13 protein-coding genes are annotated in these 16,363 nt (G+C 63.0%); 11 read left to right on the plus strand and 2 right to left on the minus strand.

From position 1 onward, the window contains the following. Positions 1–57: 57 nt before the first annotated feature. From AADA15_RS18215 to AADA15_RS18245, 7 genes are all read left to right on the plus strand, one after another. Positions 58–1,332 (plus strand): RsmB/NOP family class I SAM-dependent RNA methyltransferase, encoded by a 1,275-nt coding sequence (locus AADA15_RS18215; RefSeq protein ID WP_341642987.1) that lies wholly within the window; start codon positions 58–60, stop codon positions 1,330–1,332. A 104-nt stretch (positions 1,333–1,436) separates the two neighbouring features. Then, positions 1,437–3,179 (plus strand): heparinase II/III family protein, encoded by a 1,743-nt coding sequence (locus AADA15_RS18220; protein WP_341642988.1) that lies wholly within the window; start codon positions 1,437–1,439, stop codon positions 3,177–3,179. Positions 3,180–3,201: 22 nt separating this feature from the next. Further along, on the plus strand, positions 3,202–4,791 hold the full coding sequence (gene purH, locus AADA15_RS18225) for a bifunctional phosphoribosylaminoimidazolecarboxamide formyltransferase/IMP cyclohydrolase (protein ID WP_341642989.1): 1,590 nt from the start codon (positions 3,202–3,204) through the stop codon (positions 4,789–4,791). A 19-nt stretch (positions 4,792–4,810) separates the two neighbouring features. Continuing rightward, positions 4,811–5,293, plus strand: coding sequence for a signal peptidase II (gene lspA, locus AADA15_RS18230; RefSeq protein WP_341642990.1), 483 nt, complete (start codon positions 4,811–4,813; stop codon positions 5,291–5,293). A 54-nt stretch (positions 5,294–5,347) separates the two neighbouring features. Then, on the plus strand, positions 5,348–5,869 hold the full coding sequence (locus tag AADA15_RS18235) for a DUF3035 domain-containing protein (protein ID WP_341642991.1): 522 nt from the start codon (positions 5,348–5,350) through the stop codon (positions 5,867–5,869). A 233-nt stretch (positions 5,870–6,102) separates the two neighbouring features. Further along, entirely contained in the window at positions 6,103–7,461 is a 1,359-nt protein-coding gene (locus tag AADA15_RS18240; protein ID WP_341642992.1) for a M16 family metallopeptidase, read from the plus strand. Next, complete coding sequence (locus tag AADA15_RS18245) at positions 7,458–8,789, plus strand: M16 family metallopeptidase (RefSeq protein ID WP_341642993.1); 1,332 nt, start codon at positions 7,458–7,460, stop codon at positions 8,787–8,789. Before AADA15_RS18240 ends, AADA15_RS18245 begins: the two co-directional genes overlap by 4 nt. A gap of 74 nt (positions 8,790–8,863) precedes the next feature. On the opposite strand, the gene AADA15_RS18250 is transcribed toward AADA15_RS18245, so the two are convergent. Both AADA15_RS18250 and deoC read right to left on the minus strand, forming a co-directional pair. Continuing rightward, positions 8,864–11,200 carry an aldehyde dehydrogenase family protein gene (locus AADA15_RS18250; RefSeq protein WP_341642994.1) on the minus strand — a complete coding sequence of 779 codons (2,337 nt, stop codon included), beginning with the start codon at positions 11,198–11,200 and terminating at the stop codon, positions 8,864–8,866. Between the two features lie 11 nt (positions 11,201–11,211). Next, a complete protein-coding gene (deoC, locus tag AADA15_RS18255; RefSeq protein ID WP_341642995.1) occupies positions 11,212–12,225 on the minus strand; it encodes a deoxyribose-phosphate aldolase in 1,014 nt (337 codons plus the stop codon). A 241-nt stretch (positions 12,226–12,466) separates the two neighbouring features. Here deoC and AADA15_RS18260 point away from each other — a divergent pair, with 241 nt between their 5' ends. Genes AADA15_RS18260 through AADA15_RS18275 form a run of 4 tightly spaced genes read left to right on the plus strand, consistent with a single transcriptional unit; the run spans position 12,467 to position 16,359 of the window. After that, the gene (locus AADA15_RS18260; protein ID WP_341643034.1) at positions 12,467–13,405 is read left to right on the plus strand and encodes a metal ABC transporter solute-binding protein, Zn/Mn family; all 939 of its coding nucleotides are present in this window, start codon (positions 12,467–12,469) and stop codon (positions 13,403–13,405) included. 2 nt (positions 13,406–13,407) lie between these two features. Next, a complete protein-coding gene (locus AADA15_RS18265) occupies positions 13,408–14,220 on the plus strand; it encodes a metal ABC transporter ATP-binding protein (protein WP_437343222.1) in 813 nt (270 codons plus the stop codon). A gap of 4 nt (positions 14,221–14,224) precedes the next feature. Then, a complete protein-coding gene (locus AADA15_RS18270) occupies positions 14,225–15,430 on the plus strand; it encodes a metal ABC transporter permease (RefSeq protein ID WP_341642996.1) in 1,206 nt (401 codons plus the stop codon). Beyond that, the gene (locus AADA15_RS18275; protein WP_341642997.1) at positions 15,430–16,359 is read left to right on the plus strand and encodes a metal ABC transporter permease; all 930 of its coding nucleotides are present in this window, start codon (positions 15,430–15,432) and stop codon (positions 16,357–16,359) included. The genes AADA15_RS18270 and AADA15_RS18275 overlap by 1 nt, the downstream gene beginning before the upstream one ends. Positions 16,360–16,363: the final 4 nt, after the last annotated feature.

Here is a 16,363-nt window from a genome sequence, read left to right on the forward strand (position 1 = left end):
GGCGGGAACAAGTCAGCGCCGGTGATCCCCAAGCCGCCAGAGAAAGCCAGAACCCCGATGTCCGACAAAACCCCCGATGCGCTCCAGGCCCGTAAGACTGCGATCTATCTTCTGGATCAGGTACTGGGCGAAGGGCGGCTGCTGGCCGAATGTTATGCCGCCGGGACGCTCGAAAGGCTGGCCCCCGAAGAGCGCGCCCGTGCCCAGCGGCTGGCGGTCGAGACCCTGCGATCCTTGGAACGGGCCGACCGGATCCTGCAAAAGCATCTGAAGAAAACGCCCCCGCTGACGGTGATGAGTGCGCTGCGCCTTGGCGCGGTCGAACTGTGTTCGGGCGGCGCGGCCCATGGGGTGGTCAATGCCATGGTGACGATCATTTCGAAACACCGCCGCCACGGGCAGCTCAAGGGTATGGTCAATGCCGTGCTGCGCAAGGTGGCCGAAAAGGGACCGGAGGAATGGGCAAAGCTGCGCATTCCCCGCTTGCCCAACTGGCTGCGCAAACCGCTGGTGCAGGCCTGGGGCGCCGAGGCGATGCTGGGGATCGAGGCTGCCCATTTCGCGGGCGCGCCGCTGGATATCACCGGCAAACCCGGTGCGGATCTGTCGGCGCTGGGCGGCGCTGTGCTCCCCACTGGATCGGTGCGCCTGACGGAGGCCGGTCAGGTTTCTGCGCTGCCGGGCTATGCCTCCGGGGACTGGTGGGTGCAGGATGCAGCGGCGGCCCTGCCCGCAAAGATGATCAACGCTCAAAAGGGCGAGCGGGTGCTGGATCTTTGCGCCGCGCCCGGTGGCAAGACCATGCAGATGGCCGCCGCAGGCGCGCAGGTGACGGCGGTGGATGCCTCGGCGGCGCGGATGGAACGGCTGCAAGAAAATTTGTCGCGCACAGGCCTCAGCGCCGATCTGATCGTAGGCGATGCGTTGGAGCAGGCCGGGCAGTTCGATGCGGTGCTGCTGGATGCGCCCTGTTCGGCGACCGGCACCATTCGTCGCCATCCCGATCTGCCTCATGCCAAGGACGGTAGCGAATTCGGCGCTCTGATCGAATTGCAGGCGCAGATGCTGGCTCATGCCTGGACCCTGGTCAAACCCGGCGGGCGCATGGTCTTTTGCACATGCTCCCTGTTGCCGGACGAGGGCGAATGCCAAATCGAAGAGGCGCTTGATATGTTCCCGGAGATGACAGCGGATCGTGCCTGTTTCGAAGGTCTTGGCGTTGATCCGGCCTGGATCACCGAAGAAGGCGGTCTGCGCCTGCGACCGGACTATTGGGCGGAGCGCGGCGGGATGGACGGCTTTTACATGGCCCTTTTGCGCAAAGCAGGCTGATCAATTCTCGCCCAAGGGGTGCGGCACGGTTATTCTTCGGTGACTCGGATGTTTGACCGGGCTATGCTTCGACCAAAACGCCAGCGGCGTGAGGCGGAAAGAGCATGTCCAGATACGACAGACTGGCGGGGCGCGGAACCCGCCTGATGAACCGGATATATGCCTGGCGGGCGCGCAAGCAGCCTGCGGCGACCGGATTCGTATCCCAGCCCGAACCCCGTACCATCGGAAGCTTTGCCCGCGGGCGGCAGCTTGTTGCGGGCAATCTTCTGCTTGCGGGTTACCTCGTCGAATCGACCACCACCGGCCTCTGGGAGGTCGCAGCCCCCGATGCCGCCTTTGACGCGGAACGGCACGGATTTGCCTGGCTCGACGATCTGGCTGCCGTGGGGGATATCAAGGCCCGCATGAAGGCGCAGAACTGGGTCTGGGGCTGGATCCTGATGCACGGGCGCGGCACTGGCCCCGGCTGGTCGCCGGATCTGACCGGGCGCCGGGTCATCCGATGGATCAACCACGCCCTGTTCCTGCTCAGCGGCAAGGGGCGGGATGATACCGAAGCCTTTTATCGCTCTCTGTCGCAGCAGACCTGGTTCCTTGCGCATCGCTGGCAGGGCGCCACGCCTGGCCTTCCCCGGTTCGAGGCGCTGGCGGGGCTTATTTACGCGGGTCTTGCCCTGCAGGGCAAAGAGGAGCTGGCCGATCCCGCGATTCGCGCCCTCAGCGAGGAATGCGAGCGCCAGATCGATGAGCAGGGCGGCCTTCCGACCCGAAATCCTGAAGAACTGCTGGAAGTCTTTACTCTGCTGACCTGGACAGCTGCGGCCCTGCACGAGGCAGGTCGGACCGTTCCTGCACCACAAGTCGCTGCGATTGAGCGTATCGCGCCCACCCTGCGCGCCCTGCGCCACAGCGATGGCGGGTTGGCGCGGTTCCATGGCGGAGGGCGCGGGTTGGAAGGGTGGCTGGATCATGCTCTGGCTGCCAGTCATGTGGCAGCCCGCCCGGCACAAGGGTTGGCCATGGGTTATGCGCGTTTGTCGGCCCGCCGCACATCGGTTGTGGTGGATGCTGCGGTGCCACCCAAGGGGCGTGCTTCGGGAAACGGGCATGCTTCCACGTTGGCGTTCGAGCTGACTTCGGGGCGGCGTCCCTTGATCGTCAACTGCGGCTCGGGTGAAACCTTTGGCGTCGAGTGGCGTCGCGCTGGACGGGCCACCCCCTCGCATTCGACTCTGTGCCTTGAGGGGCACTCCAGCGCTCGCCTGGCTCCGCCTGATCGCGCGACAGCGCAGGAAGAGCTTGTCGACGGACCGAGTGATGTTCAGGTTCAGCTTGAAGATCTGAGCGACGGCAGCCGGTTCCAGGGTGGTCATGATGGCTACCTGCGCGAGTTTGGCCTGACCCATGCGCGCACGCTGGATCTGTCCTTTGATGGGCGGGCGCTCGCGGGTGAGGACATGCTGGTGGCACTCGACGAGGCAGCCGAAACACGCTGCTCGGCCGCGCTGGCGTCTCATGGAACTGACGGGATTGGTTTTGATATTCGCCTGCATCTGCATCCCGAAGTGGATGCAACCCTTGACTTGGGCGGCGCAGCAGTATCCATGGCGCTCAAGAGCGGGGAAATCTGGGTTTTCCGCCATGACGGCACTTGCGAGTTGAAGCTGGAGCCGGGGGTTTACCTGGAAAAGACCCGCTTGAAGCCGCGTGCGTCAAAACAGATCGTTTTATCCGGCCGGGTGATCGACTATGCCACCCGCGTCCGGTGGACGCTGAGCAAGGCGCAGGAAACTGCCGATGCCGTGCGCGACCTGAACCGGGACGACCCCGAGAGTATTGACTGAGCCTGCAAAGGACCGCCCTGCCATGACCGACCTTCACCCCGTACGCCGTGCGCTGCTTTCCGTATCCGACAAGACCGGCCTCATTGAGCTGGGTAAGTCCCTCGCCGAACGCGGGGTTGAGCTGCTCTCGACTGGCGGCACCGCTAAGGCGCTGCGCGATGCGGGGCTGGATGTGAAGGACGTCTCTGACGTCACCGGCTTTCCCGAAATGATGGATGGCCGCGTGAAGACCCTGCACCCGATGGTGCATGGCGGGTTGCTGGCCCTGCGCGACAACGATGCCCATGTGGCGGCGATGAAGGAACACGGGATCGGCGCCATCGATCTTCTGGTGGTGAACCTCTACCCGTTCGAGGCTGCACTGGCGCGCGGCGCAGATTATGACGAGATGATCGAGAATATCGACATCGGTGGTCCGGCCATGATCCGCGCGGCCTCCAAGAACCACCTGTTCGTCAACGTGGTCACAGATGTCGAAGACTATGACGCGCTTCTGGCCGAGCTGGATGAAAATGACGGTCAGACCTCTTATGTCTTCCGTCAGCGTCTGGCGCAAACCGCCTATGCCCGCACTGCTGCTTATGACGCTGCTGTCTCTAACTGGATGGCGGGCGCGCTGGAGCTGGAAGCCCCCCGTCGCCGCGCCTTTGCCGGGGATCTGAAACAGACCCTGCGTTATGGTGAAAACAGCCACCAAAAGGCCGCCTTCTACACCGATGGCAGCAACCGTCCAGGTGTTGCCACCGCGGTGCAGCTGCAGGGCAAGGAGCTGTCCTACAACAACATCAACGATACCGATGCGGCCTATGAACTGGTCGCCGAGTTCGACCCGGCGGAAACCGCTGCCGTCGCCATCATCAAGCACGCTAACCCCTGCGGCGTGGCACGTGGCGCGACCCTGGCCGAAGCCTATCAGAAGGCATTTGACTGCGACCGTACCTCCGCCTTTGGCGGGATCGTGGCGCTGAACCAGCCGCTGGACGCCGAAACCGCCGCCAAGATCACCGAGATCTTCACCGAGGTGGTGATCGCGCCGGGCGCTTCGGATGAGGCCAGGGAGATCTTTGCCGCCAAGAAGAACCTGCGCCTCTTGCTGACCGACGCGCTGCCCGATCCGCGCAAGCCGATCACCGCTTACAAACAGGTCGCTGGCGGCATGCTGGTGCAGGACAAGGACGTGGGTTACATCGGCATGGACGATCTGAAGGTCGTCACCGAAAAGGCCCCGACGGACGAGCAGATGCAGGATCTTCTGTTTGCCTGGAAGGTCGCCAAACACGTCAAATCCAACGCGATCGTCTATGTGAAGGGCGATGCGACCGTGGGCGTGGGCGCAGGTCAGATGAGCCGCCTTGACAGTGCCAACGTTGCCGCCGCCAAGGCGCAGCGCATGGCGGATGAGCTGGGCCTTGATGAGAGCCTCGCCAAAGGGTCGGCCGTGGCTTCGGATGCCTTCTTCCCCTTTCCCGATGGTCTGCTCGAAGCGGCTGCTGCGGGCGCGACCTGCGTCATCCAGCCGGGTGGTTCGATGCGGGACGACGAGGTGATCAAGGCTGCCAACGAGGCGGGCCTCGCAATGGTCTTTACCGGCATGCGCCACTTCCGGCACTGAACGGCGGACGGCAAGGGATATGGCAGTGCGTATGATGTTCTGGGGCGCCTTCTGGGCCTTTCTGTTGGATCAGGCCAGCAAATACCTGGTGATTCACTGGATGGGCCTGTCCCAGCGCCAGGCCATCGACGTGCTGCCCCCCTTGCTGAACTTCCGCTACGGTGAGAACACCGGCATCAACTTCGGTCTGTTCGGCGGCGGGGATGAGGCCGCGCGCTGGGTTCTGATCGCCCTGTCGCTGGTCATCTGCGTGGCGCTGGCGGTTTGGATCAATCGCTCGCACCAAGGTGCGCGTCTGATGGCCCTGGCCGCGGGTCTGGTAATCGGCGGGGCGCTGGGCAATGTGGCGGATCGGCTGCTTTATGGATACGTGCTGGACTTTCTGAACATGTCCTGCTGCGGCATCACCAACCCGTTTGTCTTCAACGTGGCAGATGTCTTCATCTTTGCCGGAGCGGCTGGTTTGATCCTGTTTGACCGGGGCGGGAAAAACCCCGCGTGACCTTGGTCTGAAATTGCGGTAGAAGAGCCTCGAAACTGGCAGGAGTATCTGGGAATGCGGATCCCTTTGGGCATGATTGTTCTGGTGGGCGCGGTGGCTGTTGCGGGCTGCTCGCAAAAAGGGCTGCGCGATATTCGCAAGACGGGCACCGGTCCGGATGAGTTTCTCGTTCTGCCAAGCAAGCCCTTGAGCGAGCCAAGCGATTATTCAAGCCTGCCGACCCCGACACCCGGTGGGACCAACATCACGGATGCTACGCCGCAGGCCGATGCCGTGGCTGCACTGGGCGGCAAGGCATCCGCTCTGGTGCCGGGGCAGGGCGTGCCGAGCTCAGATCTGGCGCTGGTCTCTGCCTCCAGCCGCTATGGCGTCTCGTCATCTGTCCGCCAGGAACTGGCCGAGGAAGACGCAAAATTCCTCAAGCGCAAACGGATCACGGGTCGGATCAAACTGTTCCCTGTGGATCGCTACGAGCAGATTTATGCCAAGCAGACGCTCGATCCATTCGAGGCGAACGAGCAGTTCCGTCGCGCTGGGATCGCAACGCCATCGGCCCCGCCGGCAGGCGGCGAGTAACGGCCCTTTTGTCGACCTGACGCGCGGCCCGCATCCGAGGGCGGCTTTTCACAATATTGTTTCGCCGACTTGTACCTTTGCCGCATCGGCTTAGGTTGCGGTTAACCATGATGCTCCCAATATGAGGGGCGCCCGAGCGCTTTGTGTGGCAGTGGTTTTCCAGCCAGACAGGAGCCTGGGGCAGGATGGGCCATGGAATCTGTCCATGGGCCGGTAGGATTGGAGGATGCCACATGATCCGACGGATTGTTTTGAGTGCCATCGCCTTGACCGCGGTGCTTGCTGGGTCTGTGCGCGCGCAGTCGCAGTCGCAGGCCGAGGATATGGTCACGGCCTTTACCCTGGACAATGGAATGGAGGTCGTGGTGGTCGAAGACCACCGTGCGCCCGTCGTTCAGCACATGGTCTGGTATCGCGCCGGATCCGCGGATGAACCGCCTGGGCAATCGGGTGTCGCGCATTTCCTTGAGCATCTCCTGTTCAAGGGAACGGATACCCTGGCCCCCGGTGAGCTGTCGGCGACCGTCGCGGCCAATGGCGGGCGGGACAACGCGTTTACCAGCTACGATTATACGGCCTATTTCCAGCGCATCGCCTCTGACCGACTGGAGCTGATGATGAAGATGGAAAGCGACCGGATGGTCAACATCCGGCTCAGCGAAGAGGAAATTGTGACCGAGCGGGAAGTGATCCTTGAGGAGCGCAACCAGCGCACCGACAACGACCCGCGCGCTCTGTTCCGCGAACAGCTGCGCGCCGCGCAGTTCCTCAATCATCGCTATGGTCAGCCTGTCATCGGCTGGCGGCACGAGATGGAGACGCTGGACCGCGAGGATGCGCTCTCGTTCTACAAGACCTATTATGCGCCCAACAATGCGATCCTGGTGGTTTCCGGCGATGTCACACCCGAAGAGGTGCGCCCCCTGGCTGAGAAGTACTACGGGGTGATCCCGGCAAACCCTGATCTGCCCGAACGCTTCCGCAGCCAGGACCCGCCACAGACCGCAGCGCGGCGCCTGACCTATCGCGATCCCCGTGTGGCGCAGCCCTATGTACAGCGCTCCTACCTGGTTCCGGAACGCGACAGCGGCGCACAGGAAGCGGCAGCGGCGCTTTTTCTTCTGTCCGAGCTTCTGGGCGGCGGGAACACCTCGTACCTCGCCAATGCCCTGCAGTTCGACCAGCAGACCGCAGTTTACACCGGTGCGTTCTATTCGGGAGTATCACTGGACAAGACCAACTTCATCTTTCTGATCGTGCCCGCCGAGGGGGTGTCCCTTGAGGAGGCCGAAGAGGCCCTTGATGCCACCTTCCGCAAGTTCCTGGAGGAGGGTGTCGACGAAAACCAGCTGGAGCGCATCAAGCTGCAGCTGCGGGCCTCTGAAATCTACGCGCGGGACAATGTGGACGGGATTGCCAACCGATATGGCCGTGCGCTGACCTCGGGTCTGACGGTTCAGGATGTGCAGGACTGGCCCAGGATCCTGCAATCGATCACCGCCGATGAGATCCTAGCGGTTGCGCGGGAATTTCTGCGCCCAGAGGCATCCGTTACAGGCTGGATGATGCGCCCAGAGGAGGTCACCCAATGACTGTCTTGACCACGGTCCGCGCCGGGCTTTTCGCCTGTTTTTCCCTGCTGATGTCGGCGCTGCCTGCGGCGGCCGAGATCAACATCAAGGAAGTCACGTCTCCCGGCGGGATCACGGCGTGGCTGGTTGAGGATCACTCAATTCCCTTTGCCGCGCTGGAACTGCGCTTCAGGGGCGGCACTTCGTTGGATGCACCCGGCAAACGTGGTGCCATCCATTTGATGACAGGCCTGCTCGAGGAAGGCTCTGGCGATATGAGAGCCCAGGATTACACCAGAGCGGTGGAAAATCTTGCAGCCAGTTTCTCCTACGATGCTGATAAGGAATCCCTGTCCGTCTCGGCACGCTTCCTGACCGAGAACCGGGACAGTGCGATGGATCTGCTGCGGCAGACCCTGCTCGAGCCACGCTTTGATCAGGATGCCCTGGACCGGGTGCGCGCGCAGGTGCTCTCGGGGCTGCGTTCGGATGAAAAGGATCCCGATGCCATTGCCGGTCGTGCCTTCGGAAAGATGGCTTTTGGCGATCATCCTTATGGCAGCGATGGGACCGGCACGATTGAATCGGTTTCAGCCCTGACCCGTCAGGACATGTTCGATGCCCATGCGGCGGTTCTTGCCCGCGACCGGCTTTATGTTGCTGCGGTAGGTGACATCAGCGAAGCAGAGCTGGGGACCCTGCTGGACGGATTGCTTGGCGATCTCCCGGAAACCGGGTCGCCTCAGCCCGGCCTCGCCGAGGTCACGATTGCGGGCGGCATCACGGTGATCGATTTCGACACGCCGCAGTCAGTTGCACTCTTTGGCCATATTGGCATCGATCAGCAAGATCCCCGGTTTTTCGCGGCCTATATCATGAACCAGATCCTTGGCGGCGGGTCGTTTGAGAGCCGCCTGATGTCCGAGGTGCGCGAAAAGCGCGGTCTGACCTATGGCGTCTATTCCTACCTTGTGCCGCGCGATCTTGGCGCGGTCTACATGGGCTCCCTCGCCTCTGCCAATACCAAGATGGCCGAGGCGGTTGAGGTGATCCGCGCCGAATGGACCCGTATGGCCACCGAGGGTGTCACGGAAAAGGAACTGCAGGATGCCAAGACCTATCTGACCGGGGCCTATCCGCTGCGCTTTGACGGCAATGGGCGCATTGCCTCGATCCTGGTGGGCATGCAGATGGAAGGGCTGCCGATCGACTACGTCGTGACACGCAACGACAAGATTAACGCGGTGACGCTGGAAGAAATCAATGGGGTGGCGTCTGAAGTACTGCAGCCCGATAACCTCCATTTCGTGGTCGTGGGCCGTCCTGAAGGTCTGAAGACCGGCGGCTGATCGCTGCTACATGACGGAAACGCAAACGGGCCGGAGTGAGATCTCCGGCCCGTTTTTTTGTCTTGGGTGCGGCCTTACTCGCCGTATGGCACCCAGATATTCTTGACCTCTGTGGCTGCCTCCAGGAACCGGCGGCTGTGGTCGCTGTACCAGTCAGGCGCGGTGCCATTGTTGACCCAGGTCCGTTTGAGGTTACTGGCAGAGGCTTTTTCGATCTCACCCGACAGATCGGAGGAGGAAAAGCTCCAGACCGCATCCACGTTCATATGTGACGCCAGCGGTCCTGCCAGATCGGCGTGGATGCCGGTCAGGATGTTGACCACGCCAGCGGGAACGTCGGAAGTATCGAGCACCTGATAGAAATCGGTAGCGGCCAGCGGGAAAGGATCAGATGCCGCCAGCACCACCCGGTTGCCCATGGCAATGGCAGGGGCCATCACGGAAACCAACCCCAGCAGCGGCGCCTCATCGGCGCAGAGCGCGCCGATGACGCCAACCGGCTCTTTCATCGCCAAGGCGACGCCACGGATCGGCACGCCATGGACCTGCCCGTCGTATTTGTCGGCCCATGCGGCGGCGGTGAACAGGCGCTGGATCGAAGCCTCGACCTCCTTCGCGCCGGATTTGCGCCCTGTCATGTGGTCGATGCGATGGGCAAACTCATCTGCCCGCGCCGAGAGGTTCTCGCCAATGTAATAGAGGATCTGCGCGCGCAGGTGGCCGGTGGTCCTGGCCCAGCCCTTGGCCCCGGCCGCGGCCTCGACCGCGTTGCGTACGTCCTTGCGGCTGCCAAGGCCCACATGGCCAAGAATCGCGCCGGATCTGTCATGGACCGCGCGGGAATAGCCACTGTCGGGGCGGGCCTGCTTGCCGCCGATATACATCTTGGCGGTGCGATCGATGGGATCGGTGCCGCTGCCCTGACCGGTGAAACCTTCGACCTGTGCCAGTGCCTTGGGTTTGCCGTTTGGCTTGGTATAGGCCGACAGCCCCTCCCATCCGCCTTCACGACCAAAGCCGCTTTCGCGCACGCCGCCAAAGCCTGCGGCGGCGTCGAACATGTTGGTGCCGTTCACCCAGACCACGCCGCAGGCCAGTTTCGGCGCAATATCAAGGGCAAGGTTCACGTTCTCGCTCCAGACACTGGCGGCAAGGCCATAGCGTGTGTTGTTCGCGAGCTCCACCGCCTCGGCCGGGGTACGGAAGGTGCAGGAGACCAGCACGGGGCCAAAGATCTCTTCCTGCATCAGACGGTCGGCGGGGGTCAGCCCCTCGATCAGGGTGGGGGGATAGAAGCAGCCTTCCCCTGGCAGGTCCACCTTGGCCTGATAGGTCTCACCAGCGTCATTCGCGGCGACCATATCGGTGATCGTCTTCAGCTGGACGGGATCCACCACGGCGCCCACATCGATGCATTTGTCCAGCGGATCACCAATGCGCAGCTTGTCCATGCGGGCGCGCAGTTTTGTGTGGAACCGTTCGGCGATGCCTTCCTGCACGAGCAGACGCGAGCCTGCGCAGCAGACCTGACCCTGGTTGAACCAGATCGCATCCACCAGCCCTTCGACAGCTGAGTCAATGTCGGCATCGTCAAAGACGATGTAGGGAGACTTACCGCCCAGTTCGAGCGTCAGCGCCTTGCCGCTGCCTGCGGTGGCTTCGCGGATGCGGCGCCCGACGGCGGTGGAGCCGGTGAAGGCGATCTTGTCCACATCCGAGGCCACGATCATCTCGCCCACGGCGCCATCGCCGGTGACGATGTTCACAACGCCCTTGGGCAGGCCCGCCTGACGGCAAATGTCTGCAAACAGAAGTGCTGTGAGCGATGTGTACTCTGCCGGTTTCAGCACCACGGTATTGCCCATGGCAATCGCAGGCGCCACCTTCCAGGCCAGCATCAAGAGCGGGAAGTTCCACGGGATGATCTGGCCGCAAACGCCGAGGGCGGCGCGGTCCGGGAGTTCGCTGTCCATCAGCTGGGCCATGCCCGCGTGATAATAGAAATGCCGCTGCGCCAGGGGAATATCGATATCGCGGCTTTCGCGGATCGGTTTGCCGTTGTCCATGCTCTCCAGCGCGGCGAACAGGCGGCTGTGCTTCTGCAACAGGCGCGCGATGGCATAAAGGTATGCCGCCCGGCCCGGCCCGCCCAGCCTCTCCCACTTGGGCTGCGCGCTGCGGGCGGCGGCGACGGCGGCATCCACATCCGCTTGTGTGGCCTGGCTGAGCGTGGCCAGCACCTCTCCGGTGGCGGGGTTCTGGCTGTTAAAGCCGTCGCCGGGCGCGGTGAATGCACCATTGATAAAGTGGCCAAAGCGGTCGCCCTGATCGACCAGCCAGGCGAGCGCTTCTGCGGCGCTTTCAGGGGCGGGACCATAGCTCATGGTGTCAAAGATCTCTTTGATGGACATTTGGGCACTCCTCAGGCCATCGCGTGGCGGTAGCCGGCGGAATAGGCGCCGGTGACATGGTGTTCGAGCTGGCGTTCGATATCGCCCAGCAGGGACGACGCCCCAAAGCGGAACAGGTCGGGCTGCAGCCAGCGGTCGCCCAGCTCTTCTTTCATGAGGCTGAGATAGACCAGCGCATCCTTGGCCTTGGAAATCCCCCCGGCGGGTTTGTAACCGACGCGATAGCCCGTGCGCTCATGATAGTCGCGGATGGCGCGGATCATCACGAGGGAGACAGGCAGGGTAGCATTGACGCTTTCCTTGCCGGTGGAGGTTTTGATGAAGTCGGCCCCCGCCATCATGCAGATCATCGAGGCGCGTGCGACGTTGCGCAGGGATCCCAGCTCTCCGGTAGCGAGGATCGCCTTCACATGGGCCTCGCCGCAGGCGGCGCGGAAGGCTTTCATCTCGTCATAAAGCGCCTGCCAGTTGCCGCTCAGCACATGCCGACGCGAAATCACGATGTCGATCTCATGGGCGCCTGCCTTGACGCTTTCCTCGATCTCGGCGACGCGCAGATGGAAGGGCGACAGACCCGCCGGAAATCCGGTGGAGACTGCCGCGACAGGAATACCGGTACCTTTCAGCGCCGCGACCGCCGGGGCGATCATGTCGTGATAGACGCAGACGGCGCCGGTGGTGATGCCGGGGGTGCCAAGGGCCTGCAAAAGGTCGGCGCGTACCGGCTGGCGCGCCTTTGCGCACAGGCGGCGCACACGTCCGGCGGTGTCATCGCCCGACAGCGTGGTCAGGTCGATGCAGGTGATGGCCTTCAAAAGCCAGGCGGCCTGATAGTCTTTCTTGACGCTGCGCCGTCCGGGCAGGGTCGCGCAGCGCCGCTCGATCGCCGAGGTATTGGCTTGCACACCAAGCGCCCAATCCAGATCCAGCTCCATGCCGGGATTGCGGGGTTCGCTCACCTGCGGCAGTTGCGCATTGCCCGCAGCAGTGCTCTGCGCAGCATTCTCAGAGACGTGGCTTTCCATTATCGGGGGTTTCCTCATCACAGGTTTGCGCGAAATTCGCACGGGTGCGGCATCTTGGCAAGCGAAGCGCCTGCTTTTCGCGCAGCAAATTTGACCTTCCGGACAAATTTCAATCTTTGTTGCGAATAATTCTCATTTTCATTGACACTGTTGAGAACCGTTCTCATATATCCGGTATGTGACGTTCCAAGGAGTTTCGGGGATGCAACCTCTGCGCCGTGTCATTTTGGGTTTGGGTCTTATGTTGGCCGTTCCGTTGTCCCTTGTTGCATCTGCAGGAGGGGCCTTGGCCGAGGCTCCGCTCAAGGTGGTCGCAACCACCGGCATGATTGCAGATGCTGCGCGCCAGGTGGGCGGTGATGCGGTGGAGGTCCGCGCCTTGATGGGACCGGGGGTGGATCCGCATGCTTACCGTCAGACCCGTTCGGATATCGTTGCCATGACCCGCGCGGATCTGGTGCTCTATCATGGTCTCTACCTTGAAGCGCAGATGGAAGATTTCCTGCACGATCTGTCGCGCAAGCGCACGGTGGTTGCTGTGGCCGAGAGCCTGCCGAAGGATTTATTGCGGGCCCATGACGACTATGAGAACAAGTTCGACCCGCATGTCTGGATGACCCCCGCGCTGTGGAAAGAGGTCGTTGCGCGCGTGGCCGAGGTTCTTAGCGAAGCGCGTCCCGATCAGGCCGCGACTTTTTCTGAAAATGCCATGGCGCATATGGCCGATCTTGACCGGCTCCTGGCTTTTGCGCACGAGACCCTGTCCAGCGTACCCGAAGACAGCCGGGTTCTGATCTCGGCCCATGATGCCTTTGGCTATTTCGGCCGCGATTTCGGGTTCGAGGTGCTGGGCATTCAAGGCATTTCCACCCAGTCCGAGGCCGGCCTTAACCGGATCAGCGAGTTGGTCGATCTGCTGGTGCAGCGCAGGATTTCGGCGGTTTTCGTGGAAAGCTCGGTCTCTGACCGTTCCATGCGCGCTCTGATCGAAGGGGCGGCGGCGCAGGGCCATATCGTCAAGATCGGCGGAGAGCTGTTTTCGGATGCCATGGGAGCGGATGGCACCTACGAGGGCACGTACCTTGGCATGCTGGACCACAACATCACGACCATCGCCGGGGCGCTGGGCGCGGATGTGCCCGCGCGCGGCATGGATGGCAAACTTTCGGCGGGGCTTTGATCATGGGGCAGACGGTAGAATTGGTGCGTGGCCAAGGTGCCGACATGGCAGGGCAGTCGAGTGACGCCAGCCCGCTGGCCGTTCGCGGCCTGACGGTCACCTATGGTGAAAAGCCTGCAGTCTTCAGTGTCGACATGACGGTGGAGCCGGGCAAGATGACCGCGATCATTGGCCCCAATGGAGCGGGAAAATCGACGCTTTTGAAGGCCGCGCTCGGGATCGTGGCGCCGGTCTCGGGCCGCGTGCAGGTCTTTGGCCGCCCGCTGGAGGCAATGCGCTCCCGTATTGCCTATGTTCCGCAGCGTGCCAGCATCGACTGGGATTTCCCCACACGTGTGATCGACGTGGTGATGATGGGGCTCTACCGGGAGTTGGGCCTTTTGGGACGCATCCGGGGCCATCACCGCACCGTAGCGAGCGACTGTCTGGATCGCGTTGGCATGGGCGATTTCGCCGACCGCCAGATTGGCCAGCTCTCGGGTGGCCAGCAGCAGCGGGTGTTCCTGGCGCGCGCCCTGGCGCAGGATGCGGACCTTTACCTGCTGGACGAACCCTTTGCCGGGGTGGACGCGGCGACGGAGAAGGCGATCATCACGGTGCTGAAATCCCTGCGCGAAGCCGGTAAATCCGTCGTGGTGGTGCATCACGATCTGGCCACCGTGGCCGACTATTTCGACAATGTCTTCCTGATCAACACCCGCAAGGTTGCCGAAGGCCCGGTGGCTGAGGCCTTTACGCCGGAAACGCTACAGGCGGCTTATGGTGGCAGGCTGGCGACCGCGCAGATCGACCAGCTTTCGGGCCTGCAGGGCTGAACCCATGCTGCTGGATGCGCTTTTTCTGCAACTGGGCTATAACGCCACGCTGGTCTCGATCGGGGCGGCCCTTCTGGGGGGGGCTGCGGGGATCTCGGGAACCTTCCTGTTCCTGCGCAAACGCGCGCTGGTGAGCGACGCGGTGAGCCATGCGACCCTGCCGGGCGTCGGCCTTGCCTTCCTTGTTATGGTCTATCTTGGCGGCGACGGGCGCAATCTGGCGGGGCTGCTGATCGGTTCGGCCCTGTCGGCCGGCGTTGGCCTTTTGTGTATGAACTGGCTGACCCGCAACACCCGCCTGGCCGAGGATGCGGCCATCGGGGCGGTGCTGTCCGTCTTCTTTGGCTTTGGTATCGTGCTACTGACCGTGATTCAGACTCTTGGCGTGGGGCGGCAGGCCGGGCTGGAAGGCTTTCTTCTGGGATCCACCGCCGGAATGCTGCTCAGCGATGCGATGATCATCGCGGGTGGCAGCGCGCTGGCCTTATCGGTGATCTTGCTGATGCGCCGACCAATGATGCTGGTGGCCTTTGATCCCGAATATGCCGCCGCGCGCGGCCTGCCGGTGCAGCGCATCGACATGCTGATGATGGGGCTGGTGATGGCCGTGACCGTGGTGGGGCTGAAGATCGTCGGGCTGATCCTGATTGTGGCCCTGCTGATCATCCCAGCTGTCACCGCCCGCTTCTGGACCGAAAGGTCGGACCGCGTGGTTGTCATCGCCGGCCTGGTCGGCGCGGCTGCGGCTTATGTGGGCGCGGCGATTTCCGCCTCTGCGCCGAACCTGCCGACCGGGCCGATCATCGTTCTGGTCAGTTTTGTCCTTTTTGCCCTGTCGCTGCTGTTTGCCCCCAACCGGGGCGTTCTGGCCGCCGTTTTGCGCCACCAGCGGTTCCAGCGCCGTGTACACCTGCGGCAGGGGCTTTTGGCGCTCGCTCAGGGGCAACCGATCTATGAACCGCTCACCCTGCGTCTGTTGCGCCGTGCCGGACTGGTGCGCGCTGACGGTGTGGCCACCGACATGGGCCGGGCTCGCGCCATGAAAGCCCTGCGCGATGAAAAACGCTGGGAGCTGGTGCGCAGCGATCTGGCGCATGAGGCCGCCGCCGCGCTTTATGATGGGCTGCGCGAGATCGAGACCGTGCTGACCCCCGATCAGATCAGCGAAATCGACCGCCGCATCGGCGGCCCGCAGGAGGTCCCCGCGTGATGAGCGGCGCCGAATTTGTCCCCCTCTCCCTGACGCCGCTGCTGATCGGCATCTTTGCCGCCGTGGCTTGCGCCTTGCCGGGGAATTTCCTTTTGCTGCGCCGTCAGGCTCTGATCGGAGATGCGATAAGCCATGTGGTTCTGCCGGGCATCGTCGTCGCCTTCCTGCTGACGGGCGCCATTGCTGCCGGGCCAATGCTCTTGGGCGCGGCTGGCGCCGCCGTCACCGCCGTCATCCTGATCGAGGCGGTGCGCCGTCTGGGCCGGATCGAGCCGGGCGCCGCAATGGGCGTGATCTTCACCACCATGTTCGCGGGCGGCGTTTTGCTCTTGGAGCAGACCGATACCTCCACCGTGCATCTCGATGTGGAGCATGCGCTTTACGGCAATCTCGAAAGCCTGATCTGGCTCGATGCCACCGGCTGGTCCTCCCTTTGGGATCTTGAGGCGCTGCGCTATCTGCCCCCCGAGCTGCCGCGCATGGCGCTGACCTTGCTGGGCGTTGCCGCCTTCATCGCGTTGTTCTGGCGGGCGCTGAAAATCTCGACCTTTGACGAAGGCTTTGCCCGAACGCTTGGCATCCGAACCGATCTTCTGGGGCTGGCGCTGGTGATCATGGCTGCCATCGCAGCCGTGGCCGCCTTTGACGCGGTGGGATCGATCATCGTCATCGCCATGTTCATCTGCCCGCCCGCCGCAGCGCGGATGATGACCAACCGGCTGGAGGCTCAGATCGGATGGAGCGTCGTCTTCGCCACCCTGTCGGCGGTCCTCGGGTATGTTCTGGCGGGCTATGGCCCCCTCTGGCTGGGGGCGGCAGATGCAGTCAGCGCGGCGGGGATGATTGCCACCGTGTCGGGCGTGATCCTTGCCATTGCCGCGAGGTTCGGCCCTTGCCGCCGCCGTGCCGGAGCGCCAGCCGGGGTCTGACCCA

Source organism: Phycobacter sedimenti, from assembly GCF_038148855.1.
Lineage (GTDB): Bacteria > Pseudomonadota > Alphaproteobacteria > Rhodobacterales > Rhodobacteraceae > Phycobacter > Phycobacter sedimenti.